Origin of the sequence: Pseudomonas sp. GM24 (genome assembly GCF_000282235.1) — a bacterium.
Classification (GTDB): domain Bacteria; phylum Pseudomonadota; class Gammaproteobacteria; order Pseudomonadales; family Pseudomonadaceae; genus Aquipseudomonas.
On record NZ_AKJR01000084.1, the window covers coordinates 52689 to 72203 of the forward strand.

Genomic DNA, 19515 nt, shown 5'->3' on the forward strand with positions numbered 1-19515 from the left:
GGCGCACGGATGCAGATAACCCGATACCTGCTGGCATTGCTGTTGCTCAGCGGTCCGGTCCTCGCCGCCACCGGCCCGGAAACCGCGCAGTTGCTCAACAGACGTTATCAGAACACCACGGCCGAATGCCCGGGCGCCAACCCAGCGTATTTTTGCAGCGGTGTGCTGGTGCGCGGCAGTGATCCGGCTCTTGAGTTCTGGAAACACGGTGAGGTCGCCACGCAGTTGGGGGCCGAGGCTTTTGTCTATCTGCGCAGCGACCTGGGGACTCGCACCTTGTCATCAGCCAACGGCGTTGTCTTCAGTGATTCATTCACTGCCATAGGTCTGGGTAAAACGCTGAACGTGTTATGTGCCTATCCATTCGAACTGGCACTGGATGACGATAGACCAGACTTTGGTTGCGGCGCAGTGACGTCAGGACGTGACAGCAGTTCTTGCGCTGCCCAAGGCGTGACCGATGCCGAGAGCTGGTTGACGCATTTTCATCAGCAGGATTTACAAACAGCAAAGCAGTGTTCATTGAGCAGCCTTGCCCCGGCACAGTTCAGGGCCAGCCTGCTGGCACATCAGGGCATTGATAACGAATGGTCGGTTCGGTCGATGCAGGTGCAGTTGCGCAATTGGGATGTCAGCGCACCGAAACAACTACCGCTACAAGGCCTGTACTACGACATGACGCAACCCGCCGCGTTACTCGGCGCGCAGAGAGATCAGCGGGCTTACTTCATCGCGACCGGCGACTGGTTGCCCATCATGCGCATGGACCTGATGCAGGGGCCCGATGCCGTGTTCGGTTTCGATCTCAAGGAGCAGGTTTACAGCGGCTATGAAGTGGCGGCGCGACTGAATGCGCGTTACGCCGATACCGCCATGGCATGCCGGGGCAATACCGCCGCTTATAACTGCAACGGCGTGTTGATACGCACCACCGACGCCTCGCCGAACTTTCATGCGTGGAACCCCAGCCCCGGTTCGATTCAGCGCAATGGTGTGTCTTTTTCCTATCTGCGGGCGGATGTGCATTTGCCTGTTCTGGCTTGGGCCAAGAACGAGGGCTTGATCATGAAGGAGCTCGCGGCTCCGACAGGTTATCCATTGACCTTGCGTTGCTCTTTCCCGTTCGACGGTGCGACTTTTTATCGAAGCGACAGCTGCAATGGGCATTCCGATGCCCCCCAAGATAGCCGGCCGTGTGATGAGCAAGGCATAAGTGATGTGGAGGAGGTGATCACTCATTTTTACGCACAGGCCAGCCGATATCACGGCTGCAGCCTCAATGGGAACCAGGCGCCGTTTGCGGTCAGCGTCGAAGCGCGTGCTCGACTCAACGCCACTGATCAGCGCGTACACAACGAGGTTATCATCGCTAACTGGCCACAGGACATCCCTGCGCAGCTACCTCTGGAAGCGTTCTTTTACGTCGCGGCTTCGGGGCGTCTGAACGCTCAATTTTTTCAATGGGACTATTTCAACCAGACCGGGCACTTTCTGCCGATTGTACGGGTAGCCTCTAACGCATCGAGAAGTGCATATGTGTTCGATTACGATCCAGCGGATCAATGGTTGGGGGCGGATTCACCGAAATCGAGCAGTGGTAACGTTCAATGAACACAGCTCCTTTGCACTCGGCAACCTTAAACCAGTCATGGCAGCGCCGCTGGATATCCCGGCTAGCTGAATCCCTGCGCAAATCTCAAATACAGCACTGATCCCCTGTGGGAGCGGCGTGATCCCTGAGTTGTTGGGTGGTTTAAACATCGCTGTTTAAGCAACACCCACAGACACTCTTTCAGGCTACGCATCCTTGCGCCTTTGCCTACAGCTACGCCAGAATCCGCCGGCTTGTGCGCTTGTGGCCCGGTCTCTATCGTTTGGTGGTCGCTGAAAACTCAGCGATCGGGTTTAGCGACTCGGACCAAAAAAAGTGCATCAGCGCTCCATGCTTCGTTGCAGGCTATCGTCTGCACTTCGCTATGGCGGCTGTATGCGGGAGACCTTCGGGTCTACCGGGTTGCCTTTTTACCGGTTCGCTAACCTGCATACGGTCGCCACCCATCCTGTTTAGCGACAGGACGTGGTGATCCCGGCTCTAAAAAGGAGATTCACCATGTTTAAAGTCACACCCAACCCGCCAGACATCGACCCCACATCCCCCTACGAATCCATCGATTCGAGAAAACTCCACGAAGCCGCCGACCGCGCCCTCGACCATTACCTCCTTCCACCCGGCTCCACGCCGACCCACGCAGAACCCGTGGCATGTATGCCGTGACCGCTGACACCAAAAACGAAGACCTGCTGACCGATGCCAGCGAAACACTCGCCTCGGCCAAAACCATCGCCCAGGATGTCGCCCACCTGTTGCCCGCGCCGCAGCGTCGGGCGTTGTTGGGGATTGCGCAGTTGATCATGCTCGGCGAGCTGGCGGTGAACCGGGTGCTGGATAACCTGGAGTTACCGGGCTAACCCGGACCACTGATCGTTCCCACGCGGAACTTGGGGCGCTCAGAAACCCTGTGGGAGCTGGCTTGCCAGCGATGGCGTCAGCTCAGCCAACAGCGACGTCGCCTGACACTCCGCTATCGCTGGCAAGCCAGCTCCCACAGAGTTCTTCGGCGTTCCCGGCAACCTGGTTGATCGCAAGAACTGAGCACACCCATCCAATTTCCTCCCGACCATCATTGGCATGATTCCAGCCAATGACATTTCAAGGGTCGGGTCATGAATGCCTCAACAGATGAACAGGCACGCGACATCGGTTTGCTGTTCCTGCGGGTCAGTGGCGGGTTGTTTCTGCTGTGGGTCCACGGCTTGCCCAAGCTGCTCGACTTCACCGCGCAACTGCAACTGATCGAAGACCCGTTCCACCTCGGATCTCACCTCACTTTGATCCTGGCGATCTTCGCCGAAGTCCTCTGCCCACTACTGATCGTCGCCGGGTTACTGGCACGATTGGCCTGCGTGCCTATTCTCTTTGTGCTGCTGGTGGCGTTGCTGGTCGTGCATCCGCAATGGAGTGTGGCCGAGGGGCAGTTCGGCTGGTTGCTGCTGATCCTGTTTAGCACTGTGTTGATCGCCGGGCCGGGACGGCTGGCGATTTCTGTTCGTTTGCCCGGAGTGTTGCGTTATGCCTGAAGTCCTCAATCCACAGTCACCGGGGGCCGATGAGACGGTCACGTTGATCATCAAACACCGGGTCAAGGCCGGTTTCGAGTTAGCGTATGAGGCCTGGCTGCGCAATATCGTCCGCGTGGCGGGGCAGCGTGAGGGGCATTTGGGTGTGGACGTGGTGCGCGGCAAGCGCGGCCGCCTCGACTTCTACACCTGTGTGCTGCGTTTCAGCAGCACCGACGCGATGCAGGGGTGGCTTGAGTCGTCGCAGCGTCAGGCGCTGGTCGCCGAAGCCGCGCCGATGCTGGCTGATGGCGATCAGACCGAAGTCGCACCGATCAATGAATTCTGGTTTACGCCACTGGCCGATGCCGCTTCGCCGCCGCCGCGCTGGAAACAAGCGGTGGTCACGCTGCTGGTGATTCTGCCGCACACCTTGCTCGTGCCACTGATCTGGGGGCCGCTGCTGGCGCTGCATCCGCTTCTTTCCAACTATGTGGTCGCTACTTTCCTGATCACCCTGACCATCGTCCTGTCGGTGGTGTACGTGGTGATGCCGCCGGTCACCCGTTTGTTTTCGCCATGGCTCGAAGCCAGCCAGGCCCATGAACACCTCAATTCCCAAGACACCTCGCCGCGTTGAGCGCGCGAGGTTCGCTCCTTTTCACTTTGCTTGAGGAACTGCGATGAGCGCCGATCTGATTTTATTCAATGGCCAGTTTCATACCGTAGACCGCACCAAACCGCTGGCCAGTGCCGTGGCCATCACCGACGGCCGCTTTGTCGTCGTCGGCAACGACAACCAGGCCATGGCCCTGCGCGGGCCGAACACGCAAGTGGTCGATATGCATGGCCGCTGTGTCATCCCGGGTCTCAACGACTCGCACTTGCACCTGATCCGTGGCGGTTTGAACTACAACCTCGAATTGCGCTGGGAAGGCGTGCCGTCGCTGGCCGACGCGCTGCGCATGCTCAAGGATCAGGCTGACCGTACGCCGACCCCGCAATGGGTGCGCGTGGTCGGTGGCTGGAACGAATTCCAGTTCGCTGAAAAGCGCATGCCGACTCTGGAAGAAATCAATCAGGCCGCGCCGGACACCCCGGTGTTCATCCTGCACCTGTATGACCGTGCGCTGCTCAATCGCGCCGCACTGCGCGTCGCCGGTTACACCCGCGACACGCCGAACCCGCCGGGTGGCGAGATTGTCCGCGACAGCAACGGCAACCCGACCGGCATGCTCGTTGCGCGGCCTAACGCGATGATTCTCTACTCGACGCTGGCCAAGGGGCCGAAGCTGCCGCTGGAATATCAGGTCAACTCGACCCGCCAGTTCATGCGCGAGCTCAATCGCCTCGGCCTGACCAGTGCGATCGATGCCGGCGGCGGTTTCCAGAACTACCCGGACGATTATCAGGTGATTGAGCAACTGGCCAAAGACGACCAGTTGACCGTGCGCATCGCCTACAACCTGTTCACCCAGAAACCGAAAGAAGAGCTGAGCGATTTCCAGAACTGGACCGGCAGCGTCAAGTTGCATCAGGGCGACGACTTCCTGCGTCACAACGGCGCCGGCGAGATGCTGGTGTTCTCGGCGGCGGACTTCGAGGACTTCCTCGAACCACGCCCGAACCTGCCGCAGACCATGGAAGAAGAGCTGGAGCCGGTGGTGCGCCACCTGGTCGAGCAGCGCTGGCCGTTCCGTTTGCACGCGACCTACAACGAATCGATCAGCCGTATGCTCGACGTGTTCGAGAAGGTTAACCGTGACATTCCGTTCAACGGCTTGCCGTGGTTCTTCGACCACGCCGAAACCATCACCCCGCAAAACATCGAGCGGGTGAGAGCGCTGGGCGGCGGCATCGCGATCCAGGATCGCATGGCGTTCCAGGGTGAGTACTTCGTCGACCGCTACGGCAAACAAGCCGCCGAGGCGACCCCGCCGATCAAACGCATGCTCGCCGAAGGTGTGCCGGTCGGTGCGGGCACCGATGCCACGCGCGTTTCCAGTTACAACCCGTGGACTTCGCTGTACTGGATGGTCAGCGGTCGCACGGTCGGCGGTCTGGCCTTGTACGAAGAAGGTCTGCCGCGCACCACCGCACTGGAACTGTTCACCCACGGCAGCGCCTGGTTCTCCTCGGAGCAGGGCAAGAAGGGCCAGATCAAGGTCGGGCAACTGGCGGATCTGGCGGCGCTGAGCGCGGACTTCTTCCATGTCGAGGAAGAAGCGATCAAGTGGATCGAATCGGTCATGACCGTGGTCGGCGGCAAAATTGTTTACGCCGCCGGCGACTTCGAAGACCTCGGCCCGCGCTCGATTCCGGTGTTGCCGGACTGGTCGCCGGTGGTGAAAGTCCCGGGCCACTGGCGGCCGAATTCGCCGTTGCAGGCGCAAGTTCACCAGTGCAGCGGCCCGTGCGCGGTGCACACCCACAGCCATGAAAAGGCGCGGATGTCGAACGCACCGGTCAGCGACTTCGCCGGTTTCTGGGGCGCGTTCGGCTGCTCCTGCTTCGCTTTCTGATTTCCCCTGAAGCGCCGGTCATCCGGTCGGCGCTCAACGCTTCATCCATCCGTCCATCAGGAGTTTTCCCATGAGCGTTCCTTACACACGTCTGAACAAAGATGATGCGGTCGTACTGCTGGTCGATCACCAGACCGGTCTGATCTCGCTGGTCCAGGATTTCACCCCGAACGAATTCAAGAACAACGTGCTGGCGCTGGGCGACATCGCCAAGTTCTTCAAGCTGCCGACCATTCTGACCACCAGTTTCGACGCAGGTCCCAACGGCCCGATCGTCCCTGAACTGCGTGAGCAGTTCCCGGATGCACCGTTCATTCAGCGTCCGGGCCAGATCAATGCCTGGGACAACGAAGATTTCGTTAAAGCGATCAAGGCAACCGGGCGCAAGCAACTGATCATTGCCGGTGTGGTGACGGATGTTTGCGTAGCGTTCCCGACCTTGTCGGCGATTGCTGAAGGGTACGAAGTGTTTGTGGTGACGGACTCGTCGGGCACCTTCAACACTACCGTGCAGCAAGCGGCGTGGGCGCGGATGTCGGCGGCGGGTGCCCACCTGCTGAACTGGTTCTCGGTGGCGTGCGAGCTGCAGGGCGACTGGCGCAATGATATGGAAGGTCTGGCACATTTGCTGTCGGAGCGTCTGCCTAACTATCGCAACCTGATCAACAGCTATACCAAGTTCACTGCCAAGTAAGATCAAAAGATCGCAGCCTGCGGCAGCTCCTACATGCGTTCTCATGTAGGAGCTGCCGCAGGCTGCGATCTTTTGCTTTCAACGCTTCTGCAACCATCCCAAAAATCCACCTTTCCTCACCGCCACCGGTTTGGCCATCAACGCGAGGCGACTGTTCTGCTGACGCACCGCCTGCAACTTGTTCAACGCCCGGCCCACCTCCGTGCGCTGTTCCATGCACTCACGAGTGAGATTCTTGTCGAGCCGATAAATGATGCTCGACGTCAACGCCGTGAACGTCGCCTGCGACGGCGTATCCGCCAGAATGCTCTGTTCACCCATGACCTCACTCGGCCCCATCCGCCCGGCCTCGACCTTGCTGTCGCCATCCGCCACAGTCGCACTGACGACGCCGGTGGCAATCACGAACAGACTGTCCGGCACTTCATCCAGATCCAGCACCACCTGGCCTGCGGTGTATTGTTGCGCAACCATCGATTCCGCCAGACGATCACGCTCCTCACTGCTCAGCGAGCGGAAGATTTTCACCTCATCAAGCAACGCACGAGCACGGGTCGACGGTTCGATCACACCGTCCGGATGCCGCGAAATGCCGGCTGCTTCGAGATGCCGGTGGGCGAGGTCGAACAGTTGGTTGCGCACTTCGCTTTTCTTGCCGAGCTCGGCGATGAAGCCGCTGGCGACGTATTCCGACATGGTTTCACCGGCCTCTTTCAACACGGCTTTCGGCGCCGGGCTGAGGAGCAAACTGCTGCTGCCTTGCAAGGTGCGATCAAGCGCATCCAGAACACGACGCGGGCGGATGTGATTCGGTACCTGAATGCTGATCGACACGCCATGCATGTTGTTCGGGCGACTGAGGTTGACGATCTTCGCCTTGGCCGCGACCGAGTTCGGCACCACGGCCATGGTCCCGGCGCTGGTCAGCAGGTGGGTGGCGCGCCAGTCGATGTCGAAGACTTTGCCTTCAACGCCGTCGATCACCACGAAATCATCCACCTGATACGGCTTGGTGGTGTTGAGCACGATCCCGGAAAACACGTCAGCCAGGGTGCTTTGCAGCGCCAGACCGACAACGATGGCCACCACCCCCGAAGTCGCCAGCAAGCCTTTCACGGGCAGTTCCAGCACGTAACCGGCGGCCGCAACGATGGCCACCAGAAACACCAGCGCACCGATCACGTCCTGCAGCAACCGACCGCTGTGGCCGATGCGGCGCATCAGCGCCAGCCCGATGACTTCGGTCAACACGCGAGCCGCGTACAGCCACCAGAGAATCCCCAACGCCGTCGCCCCCAGTTGCGCGACACGGTCATCGGCGAACAGCGGTGCTTGCAGCGGGCTGACACCGGCGTTGATCACCAGCGCCGTGAACGCCAGAAACAGCACCAGCCGCACAGCGACTCTCGGGGCGCGATGGCTGAAGGGCGAGAAGTGCCAGAGCACGGCGTCGAGCAACAGCAGGGCGGCGCTCCAGGACAGCAGGTGGGTGTAGAAAAATGTCATGACCTTGGCTCCGTGGTGTCTGCAAGTGAAAAGATCGCAGCCTGCGGCGGCTCCTACAGGAGAACGTATTCCAATGTAGGAGCTGCCGCAGGCTGCGATCTTTTGCCGTTATGGATTCAGATGAGTTTTCAGCTCAGCTGCCGCCTGACGCACCGCCGCTTTCACCTCAGGAATCTGACTCAGCGGATTGAGCAAACCGAAGTCATGAATCATCCCGTTGTAGCGCACCGAGGTCACCGCTACACCGGCCGCATCAAGGTGTCGCGCATAACCTTCGCCTTCGTCACGCAGCACGTCGAATTCGGCGGTCTGCACCAGGGCGGCGGGCAAGCCTTTGAGCTGTTCGGCGCTGGCATTCAGCGGCGAGGCATGGATCTGCGCACGTTCGGCCGGGTTGGTGGTGTAGTTGTCCCAGAACCACTGCATCATGCCTTTGGTGAGGAAGTGGCCCTCGGCGAATTGCTGGTACGAACCGTCGTCGAACTGTGCGTTGGTCACCGGCCACATCAGCAACTGGAAGCGCAGCGCCGGGGCTTTCTGTTCCTTGGCCATCAACGCCACGACCGCTGCCATGTTGCCGCCGACGCTGTTGCCCGCTACTGCCAGGCGCTTGCCGTCGACACCGATATCTTTGCCGTGCTCGGCCACCCATTTGGTTGCGGCGTAAGCCTGGTTGATCGCGGTCGGGTACTGCGCTTCCGGCGACGGCGTGTAATCGACGTACACCGCGACGGCGCCAGAGCCCACCACCAAGTCGCGAATCAGCCGTTGGTGGGTCGGGAAATCACCGAGCACCCAGCCGCCACCGTGGAAGAACATGAACACCGGCAACTCGCCCTTGACCTGGGCCGGACGCACCACTTTCAGGTTGATGGTCTGACCATCGACCTTGATCGCCTTGTCGCTGACTTCAACACCGGACAGGTCCACTTTTACCGAAGCCTGCGCACCGGTCAGCACCGCACGGGCGTCTTTCGGGCTCAGTTGCTCCAGCGGTTTGCCACCACCGGCGGCGAGGGCGTTGAGGAAGGCTTGGGTGTTGTGTTCGACACCGCTGTTTTCGGCGGCGAAGGCGTTACCGATGGACAGGGCGAGGAGGGACGCGGTGAGGGTTTTCTTGACGATGTTCATGGTGGAAATCCTTTTGAATATTTTTGATTTTTTATGCCTGGGTTGCGGGCTGCTGTGGCGCTGGGCTTCAGGCCTCAGCAACACCGTGAGCACAGATTAATGAGCTGCTCGAAAGTGAAAAAGCGGCTATAAAGCGTTTAACTGTCCACCAGAGAGTGACAATGAACCCGTTCGAAGACATGCGTATTTTTTGCCAGGTCATGGACTCCGGCAGCTTCACCTCAGCGGCCGATCAATTGGGCCTGTCCAAGCAGTTCGTCAGTCGGCGCTTGATGCAACTGGAAGAGCGCCTCGGCGTGCGCTTGTTGAACCGCTCGACGCGGCGCCTCGACGTCACACCGCTGGGGCAGAGTTATTACGAATCGGCGTTGCGCCTGTTGGGCGAAGTCGAGCAAGTGGAGCAGGGCATCGCCGGGCAGACCGCCGAGCCACGCGGGACGATTCGCCTGAGTGCGCCGCTGTCGTTTGCCGTGGCGCATCTGGGGTGTCTGCTGCCGATGTTTTTGCAGCGCTATCGCGAGGTCACGGTCGAGGTGGATTTGAGTGACCGCCCGGTGGATTTGCTCGGTGAGGGCTACGATCTGGCGCTGCGCATTGGCGTACTGGAAGACTCGACGCTAATTGCCCGGCGTATCGCGTCGATCGAGCGGGTGTACTGCGCCAGCCCGGCGTACCTCGCCGAGCGTGGCACGCCGCAGCAACCCGAAGACCTGCACAGCCATGACTGCCTGCCGTATGGGCATGGGCGTTCGGTGCAGTGGCGGTTCAATGCGGGGCAGGGCAAGCCTGTGTTGGTCAACGTCACCGGGCGCATGCGCGTGAACAACGGCGAGTTGCTCAGGGATGCGGCGGTGCAGGGGATGGGCATTACTTATCTGCCGACGTTCATTGTCGGCGCGGCGTTGAAGGATGGCCGGCTGGTGCCGGTGCTGGATGATTTGCGGCCGGAACCGCTGACACTTTCAGCCGTTTATCCACAGCATCGCCAGGCCTCGAGACCGGTGCAGGCGTTGGTCGAGTTTTTGCGCGAACGCCTGAACGAGAGCCACGTCGCCCTCTGAGCCGTACGCAAATCAAACTGTAGGAGTGAGCCTGCTCGCGATAGCATTCTGTCTGTCACAGCTTCAGTGTCAGAATGACCGCTATCGCGAGCAGGCTCACTCCTACATTGGGATTATGGTTGTCTGCGGAATATGTAAACGCCACAAAACCCTGTGGGAGCTGGCTTGCCAGCGATGGCGGTGTGTCAGGTAATACAATTTTGCCTGAAAGCCAGCTCCCACAGGGGGTGTGGTGTTTTCAGGATGGATCAGTTGGCGCGCTTGTCATCGCCCGGCTCGCCGCCGACATGTACGCCACGATCATCGCCGACTTCGCCTGCAGCATGCACGCCACGATCATCACCGACTTCGCCCGCGCGGTGGACCCCGTGGTCATCACCGACTTCACCAGCGCGGTGGACGCCATGGTCATCTCCCGCTTCGGCGTGCGTGCCGCTGCGACCGGATGAGCCGCTGTCGCCCGAGTGTCCCGAGCCGTGGTCGCTGCCGCTGTGGCCACTGTTGCCACCGCCACTACCACTGTTGCCGCCCCCGCCGTGACTGCCTCCGCCCCCACCATTTCCACCACCACTGCCACCGCTGCCACCGTGACCGCCGCCGCCCCCGCCACTTCCTCCGCCTCCACTTCCGCCTCCACTTCCGCCGCCGCCCCCTCCGCTACCGCCCCCACTGCCTCCACCACCACTCCCACCATCCTTGGCATAAGCACTGGACACCCCGGACACACTGTCCGGAATGAGGACCGTAGACGCCGACAGAACTGCGCCGATGGCCATTGCGAGCACGAGCTTTTTAACGTGCATATCGTTCTCCGTCTTTGTGGTTTTGTTTGGGAACGTAAAAGTGCGTTTTTGCAGGGATCGGACCCGTTCCCGGAGTCAGTGAATACTCGAAGCCAGTTCGAAAATCGGGATGTACATCAGGATCACGATGACCCCGATGAGCAGGCCGATAAAGGTCATCAGCAGCGGTTCGAACAACTTCACGAACCACTCCAGCCAGCGACTGATTTCCTCGTCGTAGAAATCGGCGCTGCGCTCCATCATCTGCCCGAGGTTGCCGGACTGTTCACCGGCCCGCAGCAGTCGTAGCGAGACCGGCGTCACCAGGTGATTGAGCTCCAGCGCGGTAGACAGCGACTGTCCCTCGCGCACCCGCTCGCAGGCCTGATCCAGCCGCGTCCGCGAAGCGACGGTGAGCAAACCGCGCACCATGGCCATGGCGGTCACCAGCGGAATCCCGCCTTGCAGCAGAATCCCCAATGAGCGGTAAAACCGCGCCAGCTCATACATGAAAATCCGTTGATGCACGGCCGGCAGTTTTTCCACCAGTCGATCCAGCCCACGGCGAAACGCCGGTTGCTTTTGCAGCACGGCAAGGGCGATGACCAGCGCTGCCAATGCACCGAAAAATTCAGCCTGATGCGCATGCAGAAACATCCCGCTGCTCATCAACACCTGCGACAGCCACGGCAGGTTATTGCCCAGCCCTTCAAACACCAGACTGAAACGCGGCACCACATAACCCATCAAGAACAACACCACGCCACCACCGACGATCAGCAACAGCATCGGGTAAATCGAGGCGCTGATGATCTTCTGCCGCACCTCGTCCATGCGCTGGCGATAACTGACGTAGCGCCCCAGCGCATCGCCGACCGCGCCGGTCTTCTCGCTGGACTGTACCAACGCCACGTACAGCGGCGGGAACACCGCCGACAACTGGCCCAACGCCTGCGAGAAGGATTTACCCTCGTAGAGCAGGCGCACCAGCTCACTCAAGGTTTTCCGGGCCGCGGGGGCGGTTTCTTTTTCGGCGAGGCTTTCCAGCGCGTCGATCAGCGGCAGACCGGCATTGAGCAGCGTGGTCAGTTCCTGGCTGAATAAAACCAGGTTGAAGGTCTCGCGCTGGCGCAGTTTCAGCGAGCGCCAATGCTTGTCGGCATGCGAGCTGAGCACCCGCAAACCTTGATCCTCGGCGATCCGCCGTGCTTCGCTGTCGCCGGGTGCTTCGACGCTCAAGGACACCACCCCAGCCTTGCCGACCGCTTTCAAATGAAATCGCATGGGCCGCGCTCCGCTTACTGCCAGTTGGTCACTTCAGCGTTTTCACCTTCGCCACCGGGCTGGCCGTCCTTGCCCATCGACAGCAGGTCGTACTCGCTGTTTTCGCCGGGATAGCGGTAGGCGTAATTACGTCCCCACGGATCCTGCGGCAGCTTTTTCTGCAAGTACGGCCCTGTCCATTTCGCCTCGTCACTCGGTGCGGTGACCAAGGCTTGCAAGCCCTGTTCGGTGGACGGGTAGTGACCGACTTCCAGTCGATAGATATCCAGCGCTTTGCTCAGTCCTTCGATCTGTGCCTTGGCCACCTTCACTTCGGAGCGACCGAGTTGGGCGAAGTATTTCGGCGCGACGATCCCGGCCAACAGGCCGAGCACCACCAGCACCACGAGCAATTCGAGCAGGGTAAAACCGCGTTGGCCACGCGGACGAAATTGCAGCTTCATGATGACCTCCCGTGAGTGGCAGCCGTGTCGCCTGAAGGGCTTATGCAATTGCCATGCTCAGGCCCCACTGAAAACCCGCTTGTACGCTGAAACCCTTTAAATACGGGCTTCTCAAGAGTCGGCACAGTGCTTGCGTATGGCTCAAACGTGATCGGCCATTGGGGCATTTCCCCCAATTTATCGGGGTCGATCCGGGGAGGCCCGACATGAAATTCCTTGCCAGCGGATTGCTCGGTTGTGTGCTGCTCAGCGGCGCCGCGCAGGCCGATGTGTTCATCTCGGTGGACGCCAAGGGCAGCTATGTACTGTCCAACGTTCACCGGCCCGGACGTGCCTACGAGCGGGTTATCCACGAGGCTGAAATGCCTGTGGCAAGTCTCGATCAACAGCCGCAAATGATCGCCAACCAGCCCTACGCGGAACTGGTCTCGGCGGCAGCCAAGGTCAATCAATTACCCGAAGCGCTGTTGCATGCAGTAATCAACGCCGAGTCGCATTACAACCCCGGCGCCACGTCCCCCAAAGGCGCCGGCGGGCTAATGCAGTTGATGCCCGACACCGCGCGCGAGCTGGGTGTGACCGACGTCTACGACCCCAAGGCCAACATCCAGGGCGGGGCCAAATACCTCAAGCGCCTGATGACCCTTTTCGACAACGACATCGCCCTTGCCGTGGCGGCTTACAACGCCGGGCCCGACGCGGTGCTCAGCCGTGGCCGGGTGATTCCGCCGTTCGCCGAAACCCAGCGCTACGTGCCGAACGTGTTGCGTCAGTACCGGCGTCTGCAAGGCCTGGCGATGGATGCGCCGTTGTGACCCCAACCCGGTTTCCCCACTTTCGGGGCAAACCGGATACACCCGAAAAGTGGGGAAAAGGGGTGGGGAATATTCCCCGGATTCTCAAGTGGTCGCGGTAACTGATTGAACACTAATGCAATTTTTTGTGGCACGCGGATTGCTCCGAGGCATTTGTCGAGAAGTGTTCCCACGAACACCCACTACGAGGTTCCTGATCATGGCTGGCTTTCCTCACGCTCCGTCCCTGATTAACTGGCTGCTGATTCTGGCCTCGATGCTCAGCGTCGAGCTGGCCGGCGCGGCCGTACGTTGCGAGCGCAACCTGGTGGCCAACGTCGTCGCCTTCGATCAACCGCTGATGTTCAACCGCCTCGGCGCGCAGAACATCAACGGCATGATGTTCGCCCTGCGCCGCGATGTCGTTGATGAACATGAGCAGTCGCTGGCTTACGGCGGTGCCGCAGTGCCGGGCAAAGTCTCGTTGCGCCCGGACAAGCGTCCACGGCCATTGGTGTTGCGCGTGGCCGCCGGCGATTGCCTGACGATCAATTTGCAGAACCTGCTCGACTATCAGGCCAACCCGAACAAGCACTTTGAAAACGAGGGCGAAGAAGAGGGCGTGGAAAACGCCAACGGCGCCGAAGACTTCAAAGTCGACGAGCAGGTCGCCGACCGTCACGTCGGCTTTCAAGTCAACGGCCTGCAAGCGGTAAACAGCATCGATGACATTTCTTCTTTCACCGGGCGCAACGCCAACACTCTGGTGCCACCCGGCGCGAGCCGTTCCTACACCTTGTTCGCCGAACGTGAAGGCGCGTTTGCCGTGAGCAGCCGTGGCGCAACGTTTGGCGGCGAGGGCGCGGCCGGCAACGTTGCCAACGGACTGTTCGGCCAGGTCGTCGTCCTGCCCAAGGGCGGTCGCACCTATCGCAACACCCTCACCGAAGAAGAAATGCGCCTGGCCACTACGGGCCGCGCACCCACCGGTCAACCCATCGTCGACTACCAGGCGCGCTATCCACAGCGTGAACCGTGGTTGCGCGAAGGCAAGGCCGGTACGCCGATCATCGGCATGGTCGATGGCAATGAAATCATTTCCAGCGAAAGCGACGCGATTGTCATGGGCAGTAACGCCGACGGCAGCTTCCCGTCCAGCACCTACCCGTTGGAGTCGGTGGGAAAACGCAACCCGGCAATTCCCAACCGCCTCGAAGCGTTCCGCGATTTCGCTTCGCAATTCCAGGATGAAACCGCCGCCACCCAAGCGTTCCCAGCGTACTGGGCCGACCCGGTGATGGCCCATGTGCTGGAGCCGACCCGCGACTCGTTCATGATCAACTACGGCTCCGGCGGCATGGGCGCCGAAGTGGTCGCCAACCGTTTGGGCGTGGGGCCGATGCACGACTGCCTGTCGTGTGCCTATGAAGAATTCTTCCTCAGCTCGCACACCGTCGGCGATGTGGCGATGCTAGTGGATGTGCCGGCCAATACCGGGCTTGAGAACATCGCCCCCGGCCAGACACCGCGCGCCGATCAGATCGGTGTGAAAGCGACCATGGCGCTGTATCCATCGGAGCCGTCGAACGTCAACCACAGCTACATCGGTGACTTCGTCAAATTCCGCAATACCCACAATGGCCACGAGCAGCACATCTTCCACTTGCACGGCCATCAGTGGCTGTTCAACCCTAACGATGACAACTCCGATTACGTCGACGCCCAGGGCATCGGTCCGGGTGCCGGTTACACCTATGAAATCGCCAATGGCGGGTCGGGAAACCGCAACCGCGTGGCCGGCGATGCGATCTATCACTGCCATTTCTATCCGCACTTTGCCCAGGGCATGTGGGCCATGTGGCGGGTGCACGATGTCTTCGAAGAAGGCACTCGACTTGATGTTTCGCAGCAGGGCGCCGACGGCTATCACAGCGAACCGTTTGCCTTGCGCAGCGGCAAGCCGGCGGCGGGTGCACGGGCCTTGCCCGATGGTGAAATCGTCGCCGGTACGCCGATTCCGGCCATCGTGCCGCTGCCCGGCAAAGCCATGGCACCGATGCCGGGCAAAGTCGTGGTGGTGCCGAAAATCGGCGAAACCCTGGTCGCCGGCAATGATGACGACGATGACGAAGAAGAGGGCGATGACGACGGCGAGCACCATGGCGGCAATGGCGGTGGTCAAGCCATCGGCTCGCTGGCGCTGGTCGATCGCAGCGAAGCCAACCGCAATGCCGACGGCAGCCTGAAAAACCCTGGCTATCCGTTCTGGATCGGCGGCATGGAAAGTTCGGTCGGCCAACGGCCACCAACTCCGCCACTGGACATGCTCGACGCAGCCACCGCGCAATCGCTCAAGGCCAGCGGCAAAGCGCTGTGGGCCAACCTCGACCCGGCGCAGTCCGGCGGCTGGGATGGCGGCTTGCAACGGCACGCACTGGATGGCGTTGCGGCGGGTGGCGAAGCGCACACCGTGACCACTTCGCTGGATTTCTCCAAGGAAGTCACTCGCGCCAAACCTATTTACCTGCCGGAAGAAGGCACCGAAGTCGAACAGGCCGCGATGGCCTTCCACGCGAAAAAAGATCACCCAAGCTACGCCTTGCTGCCCGGCAATCAAGTGGTGGCCAAGGCGTTCCGCACCAACGGTGCCTTGCCGATGGCCGGCGCGCCGTACTACGAACCGTGCATGGATGACCGGCAAAAACGCCTGACCGCCAGCGCCGGTAGTGGTGAATTCGCCAGCGGTGAACGCATCGACGGCATGTCCTTCGTCGGCGCCTCGAGCTTCACCGCCGACCGCCCACGGATCTACAAAGCCGCCAATATCCAGTTCGACGCGGTGTATAACAAGGTCGGTTATCACTTTCCGCAGGCGCGCATTCTCGCGCTGTGGGAAGACGCCTGGCCGGTGATCACCAAGCAGCGTCCGCCAGAACCGCTGGTGATGCGCATGAACACCTTCGATTGCGTGCAATACCAGCAAACCAACCTGGTGCCGGCCACCTATGAGATGGACGACTATCAGGTGCGCACGCCGACCGATGTGATCGGCCAACACATTCACCTGCCGAAGTGGGATCTGACCTCGGCGGACGGCTCCTCCAACGGCTGGAACTACGAGGACGGCGTGCTCTCGCCCGGCGCCGTGCAGGAACGCATTCACGCGATCCGCGAGTTCAACCAGTGCGCCGGCACCGATCCGCGTGACGGCACTCAAGCCTGCCCGAAAGCCAAGAACCATCCGTTCTTCGGCCAGTACGGCCGCGCCGACTGGCTGGGTGCGCGCACGGCGATGCAGCGCTGGTTCGTCGATCCGGTGGTCAACGCCAAAGGCGTCGATCGCGGCCTCGGCACGATCTTCACCCACGACCACTTAGGCCCATCGACGCACCAACAAATCGGTCTGTACGCGACTGTGCTGGCGGAACCGGCCGGTTCCACCTGGTTCCACGCCGAAACTGGCGAGCCTCTGTACAGCGGCGCGCGCCAGGACGGCGGCCCGACGTCGTGGCAAGCGGTGATCAACACCGGCGACCTCGACGGCGATGGCAAGAACGACAGCTTCCGCGAGTTCTTTCTCGAATACAGCGACTTCCAGCACGCCTATGAAGCCGGCGTCTACGTCGGTGCCGGCCCTAACGGTGTGCCGAATGCGCAAGCGTTCCCGGCCACCGCCGACAGCTTCCGCTACGCAATCAACCCGCCAGTGCGCAACAACGCCAGCAACTTGCTTGAAGGGGTGCTGGAAGTGCAGGGTGGTCAGGTACCGGGCTGCCCGAGCCGGCCATGTCCGCAGGCGATTTCGGTGGATGATCCGGGCATGTTCGTCGTCAACTATCGCAACGAACCGCTGGCCCTGCGCGTGTACGACCCGAACAAGGTCGGCCCCGACGGCAAGCGCGGTATGCAGGCCGACGGCCTCGGCGGCGATCTGTCGTTCGCCATGCAAAGCCGTACCGACCGGGCAATTCCGGCGATGAACCTGGCGCCGAATCTGCTCACCTCGGCGACCGGCCCAACCGGTGGCACCACGCTGTTCCCGCCGCACATCAACAAGGGCGGCGCCGAACCGGGTGATCCGTTCACGCCGATGCTGCGCACTTACACTGGCGACAACGTGCGGCTGCGGGTGCATGCCGGCGGCCATGAAGAAGAGCACAACGTCACCCTGCACGGTGTGAAATGGCTGCAGAGCGGTTCCGGTTTCGGCAACAGCTCCAACTCTGGCTGGCGTGCGTCGCAGATGATCGGCATCTCCGAGCAGATGGGCTTTATTGCGCCGGTGTCGATGCTGTCCAGTTCGGCGGCGACCACGGGCGATTATCTGTACTCGATGGACGCTTCGATCGAAGGCTACTGGAGCGGTATCTGGGGCGTGATGCGCAACTACACCGCCAAACGCGCCGACCTGTTCGCCATCCCGAACAACCCGAGCCCGGCGGGCATGCGCAACACCGTGGCGTTCGAGGGCAGTTGCCCGCGCTATGGCGCCAACCCTAACGGCATTGGCACCCGGCCCACTGTGCAGCGCAACTATGAAGTGGTCGCGGCGCTGGCCAACGACATCCTCGGCAATACGCTGGGCCTGACCATCGGTGATCCCGAAGGGCTTGGTCAACATGTCGGCGGGCCGCTGAATCCGGCGGGCGGCACCCTGGTGCTGAACTCGCGCACGGTGAGCATTCCACAAGTCACCGTGACCGATCCGGAGGATGGCGAAACCATCACCATTGGCGGGCAGAGCGGGCCGCTGCATGACCCGACCGCGATCCTCTATGTGCGTAAATCCGATCTCGATCCGGTCAGTGGCAAGCTGAAACCCGGCATTCCGGTCGAGCCGCTGGTGCTGCGTGCAGCGGCGGGGGACTGCATCAACATCACCCTGGAAAACCGTCTGCCGAGCGTGATGCCTGACCTGACGCAAACCGCGGTGATGCAAGGCATGGTCAAGCGTGATCGCAACAGCGGTCTGGGCTCGACCACCTTCAGCAACAACCTGATGCGGCCGTCCAGCCACGTCGGCCTGCACGCGCAATTGCTGGCGTATGACATCACTAAATCCGACGGTGCCAACGTCGGCGCCAACCCGATCCAAACCGTGCCACCGCGTGTCGGCAGCAGCGGCGCGTACCCGACCCGTACCTATCAGTACTACGCCGGGCATCTGGAGCGTGAAGGTAAACCGGTGACGCAACTGGGCCGCAGCGTCGACAACATTAACGCCACGGCGGTGGAGTTCGGCGGTTTGAACATCACCCCGGCGGACGTGATCAAGCAGCCGCAAAAAGGCCTCGGTGGTGCGATGAGCATTCTGCCGATCGGCGCGACCTGGGTTGACGATGCACGCAAGGTCAACGCCACGGTGACGGCGCCAGGGCAAACCAGCTACCGCGACTTCGCGATGGTCTGGCACAAGGCGTTGAACACCCGTTGGGCCAATGGCCGGCCGGTGGAAGGGATTGCCGCTGAGGGCTTCGGTGTGCCGACCGACCCGCAGGACAACTCGAGCATGGCGATCAACTACAAGACCGAACCGCTGTGGTATCGCTTCGGCCTCGCTCCGGATGCACCGTTCGGGCATGCCGACGGCGCGGGTTACGGCGACATGACCAACGCGCACATGGCCTACAGCAATGCACTGGTCGGCGGTGATCCGCAGACGCCGGTGCTGTATGCCAAACCGGGGCAACCGTTGCGCACGCATATTTTGATGCCGAGCGGTGGCAGTCGCGGCACCACGTTCCAGCTCGACGGGCATGTCTGGTCGGTGAATCCGTTCCAGGCCGAGAAGAGCGATGTCGGTGGTTATCCGATGGGTTCGCCGGGCGTGGGCTCGGTGCGCTTCGGCTACAACCCGATGTCGATGTACATCGGCGCCCACGAAAGCATCCTGCCGGCCGCGCACTTCAGCTTCATGATCCCCAGCGCCGGCGGTAGCAATGCGATCCCGGGGGACTACCTGTTCCGCGACTACGGCGCCTACGGCAACACCTCCGGGTTATGGGGATTGCTGCGGGTGACCAACGAACCGGAACCGGCGCCGCAGGGGCAGTAGCAGCAGGTGCAACGACAACATGCCTGTGGATGCAAATCCTTGTGGGAGCTGGGGTGCCAGTGAGTTTGACGGGCTGGATAAAAAACCTGTGGGAGCTGGCTTGCCAGCGATGACGGCGGCGCAGGC

The 19515-nt window shown here is 61.2% G+C and carries 13 protein-coding genes and 1 pseudogene; 9 read left to right on the top strand and 5 right to left on the bottom strand.

Features of this window, described 5'->3' with window-relative positions; all coding sequences use genetic code 11:
* Positions 1-9 precede the first annotated feature (9 nt).
* From PMI23_RS12585 to ycaC, 6 genes and pseudogenes are all read left to right on the top strand, one after another.
* Complete coding sequence (locus tag PMI23_RS12585) at positions 10-1611, top strand: hypothetical protein (RefSeq protein WP_238539534.1); 1602 nt, start codon at positions 10-12, stop codon at positions 1609-1611.
* Positions 1612-2110: 499 nt separating this feature from the next.
* Positions 2111-2469, top strand: a pseudogene (locus tag PMI23_RS12590) (DUF6124 family protein).
* A 255-nt stretch (positions 2470-2724) separates the two neighbouring features.
* Complete coding sequence (locus PMI23_RS12595; RefSeq protein WP_007913538.1) at positions 2725-3138, top strand: DoxX family protein; 414 nt, start codon at positions 2725-2727, stop codon at positions 3136-3138.
* Positions 3131-3757: an antibiotic biosynthesis monooxygenase gene (locus PMI23_RS12600; protein ID WP_007913539.1), complete on the top strand. Its 627-nt coding sequence runs from the start codon at positions 3131-3133 to the stop codon at positions 3755-3757. Before PMI23_RS12595 ends, PMI23_RS12600 begins: the two co-directional genes overlap by 8 nt.
* A gap of 43 nt (positions 3758-3800) precedes the next feature.
* Positions 3801-5639, top strand: coding sequence for an amidohydrolase (locus PMI23_RS12605; RefSeq protein WP_007913540.1), 1839 nt, complete (start codon positions 3801-3803; stop codon positions 5637-5639).
* A gap of 70 nt (positions 5640-5709) precedes the next feature.
* Positions 5710-6333: an isochorismate family cysteine hydrolase YcaC gene (gene ycaC / locus PMI23_RS12610; protein WP_007913541.1), complete on the top strand. Its 624-nt coding sequence runs from the start codon at positions 5710-5712 to the stop codon at positions 6331-6333.
* Between the two features lie 78 nt (positions 6334-6411).
* On the opposite strand, the gene PMI23_RS12615 is transcribed toward ycaC, so the two are convergent.
* Together PMI23_RS12615 and PMI23_RS12620 are read right to left on the bottom strand one after the other, a co-directional pair.
* Complete coding sequence (locus tag PMI23_RS12615) at positions 6412-7839, bottom strand: mechanosensitive ion channel family protein (protein ID WP_007913542.1); 1428 nt, start codon at positions 7837-7839, stop codon at positions 6412-6414.
* Between the two features lie 108 nt (positions 7840-7947).
* Positions 7948-8970, bottom strand: a complete 1023-nt coding sequence (locus tag PMI23_RS12620) for an alpha/beta hydrolase (RefSeq protein ID WP_007913543.1) — start codon at positions 8968-8970, stop codon at positions 7948-7950.
* A 161-nt stretch (positions 8971-9131) separates the two neighbouring features.
* Between PMI23_RS12620 and PMI23_RS12625 the strand changes: the two genes are divergently transcribed.
* A complete protein-coding gene (locus tag PMI23_RS12625) occupies positions 9132-10031 on the top strand; it encodes a LysR family transcriptional regulator (protein ID WP_007913544.1) in 900 nt (299 codons plus the stop codon).
* 248 nt (positions 10032-10279) lie between these two features.
* On the opposite strand, the gene PMI23_RS30015 is transcribed toward PMI23_RS12625, so the two are convergent.
* From PMI23_RS30015 to gspG, 3 genes are all read right to left on the bottom strand, one after another.
* The gene (locus PMI23_RS30015; protein WP_007913546.1) at positions 10280-10834 is read right to left on the bottom strand and encodes a hypothetical protein; all 555 of its coding nucleotides are present in this window, start codon (positions 10832-10834) and stop codon (positions 10280-10282) included.
* A 75-nt stretch (positions 10835-10909) separates the two neighbouring features.
* Complete coding sequence (locus PMI23_RS12635) at positions 10910-12097, bottom strand: type II secretion system F family protein (RefSeq protein WP_007913547.1); 1188 nt, start codon at positions 12095-12097, stop codon at positions 10910-10912.
* Positions 12098-12111: 14 nt separating this feature from the next.
* Entirely contained in the window at positions 12112-12540 is a 429-nt protein-coding gene (gene gspG, locus PMI23_RS12640) for a type II secretion system major pseudopilin GspG (RefSeq protein ID WP_007913548.1), read from the bottom strand.
* Between the two features lie 206 nt (positions 12541-12746).
* Here gspG and PMI23_RS12645 point away from each other — a divergent pair, with 206 nt between their 5' ends.
* Positions 12747-13355, top strand: coding sequence for a lytic transglycosylase domain-containing protein (locus tag PMI23_RS12645; protein ID WP_007913549.1), 609 nt, complete (start codon positions 12747-12749; stop codon positions 13353-13355).
* A gap of 199 nt (positions 13356-13554) precedes the next feature.
* The gene (gene mnxG / locus PMI23_RS12650; protein ID WP_007913550.1) at positions 13555-19389 is read left to right on the top strand and encodes a manganese-oxidizing multicopper oxidase MnxG; all 5835 of its coding nucleotides are present in this window, start codon (positions 13555-13557) and stop codon (positions 19387-19389) included.
* Positions 19390-19515: the final 126 nt, after the last annotated feature.

Coding starts and splice junctions, on each gene's coding strand:
- PMI23_RS12585 (WP_238539534.1), top strand. CDS start 10: ATGCAGATAACCCGATACCTGCTGGCATTGCTGTTGCTCAGCGGTCCG.
- PMI23_RS12595 (WP_007913538.1), top strand. CDS start 2,725: ATGAATGCCTCAACAGATGAACAGGCACGCGACATCGGTTTGCTGTTC.
- PMI23_RS12600 (WP_007913539.1), top strand. CDS start 3,131: ATGCCTGAAGTCCTCAATCCACAGTCACCGGGGGCCGATGAGACGGTC.
- PMI23_RS12605 (WP_007913540.1), top strand. CDS start 3,801: ATGAGCGCCGATCTGATTTTATTCAATGGCCAGTTTCATACCGTAGAC.
- ycaC (WP_007913541.1), top strand. CDS start 5,710: ATGAGCGTTCCTTACACACGTCTGAACAAAGATGATGCGGTCGTACTG.
- PMI23_RS12615 (WP_007913542.1), bottom strand. CDS start 7,839: ATGACATTTTTCTACACCCACCTGCTGTCCTGGAGCGCCGCCCTGCTG.
- PMI23_RS12620 (WP_007913543.1), bottom strand. CDS start 8,970: ATGAACATCGTCAAGAAAACCCTCACCGCGTCCCTCCTCGCCCTGTCC.
- PMI23_RS12625 (WP_007913544.1), top strand. CDS start 9,132: ATGAACCCGTTCGAAGACATGCGTATTTTTTGCCAGGTCATGGACTCC.
- PMI23_RS30015 (WP_007913546.1), bottom strand. CDS start 10,834: ATGCACGTTAAAAAGCTCGTGCTCGCAATGGCCATCGGCGCAGTTCTG.
- PMI23_RS12635 (WP_007913547.1), bottom strand. CDS start 12,097: ATGCGATTTCATTTGAAAGCGGTCGGCAAGGCTGGGGTGGTGTCCTTG.
- gspG (WP_007913548.1), bottom strand. CDS start 12,540: ATGAAGCTGCAATTTCGTCCGCGTGGCCAACGCGGTTTTACCCTGCTC.
- PMI23_RS12645 (WP_007913549.1), top strand. CDS start 12,747: ATGAAATTCCTTGCCAGCGGATTGCTCGGTTGTGTGCTGCTCAGCGGC.
- mnxG (WP_007913550.1), top strand. CDS start 13,555: ATGGCTGGCTTTCCTCACGCTCCGTCCCTGATTAACTGGCTGCTGATT.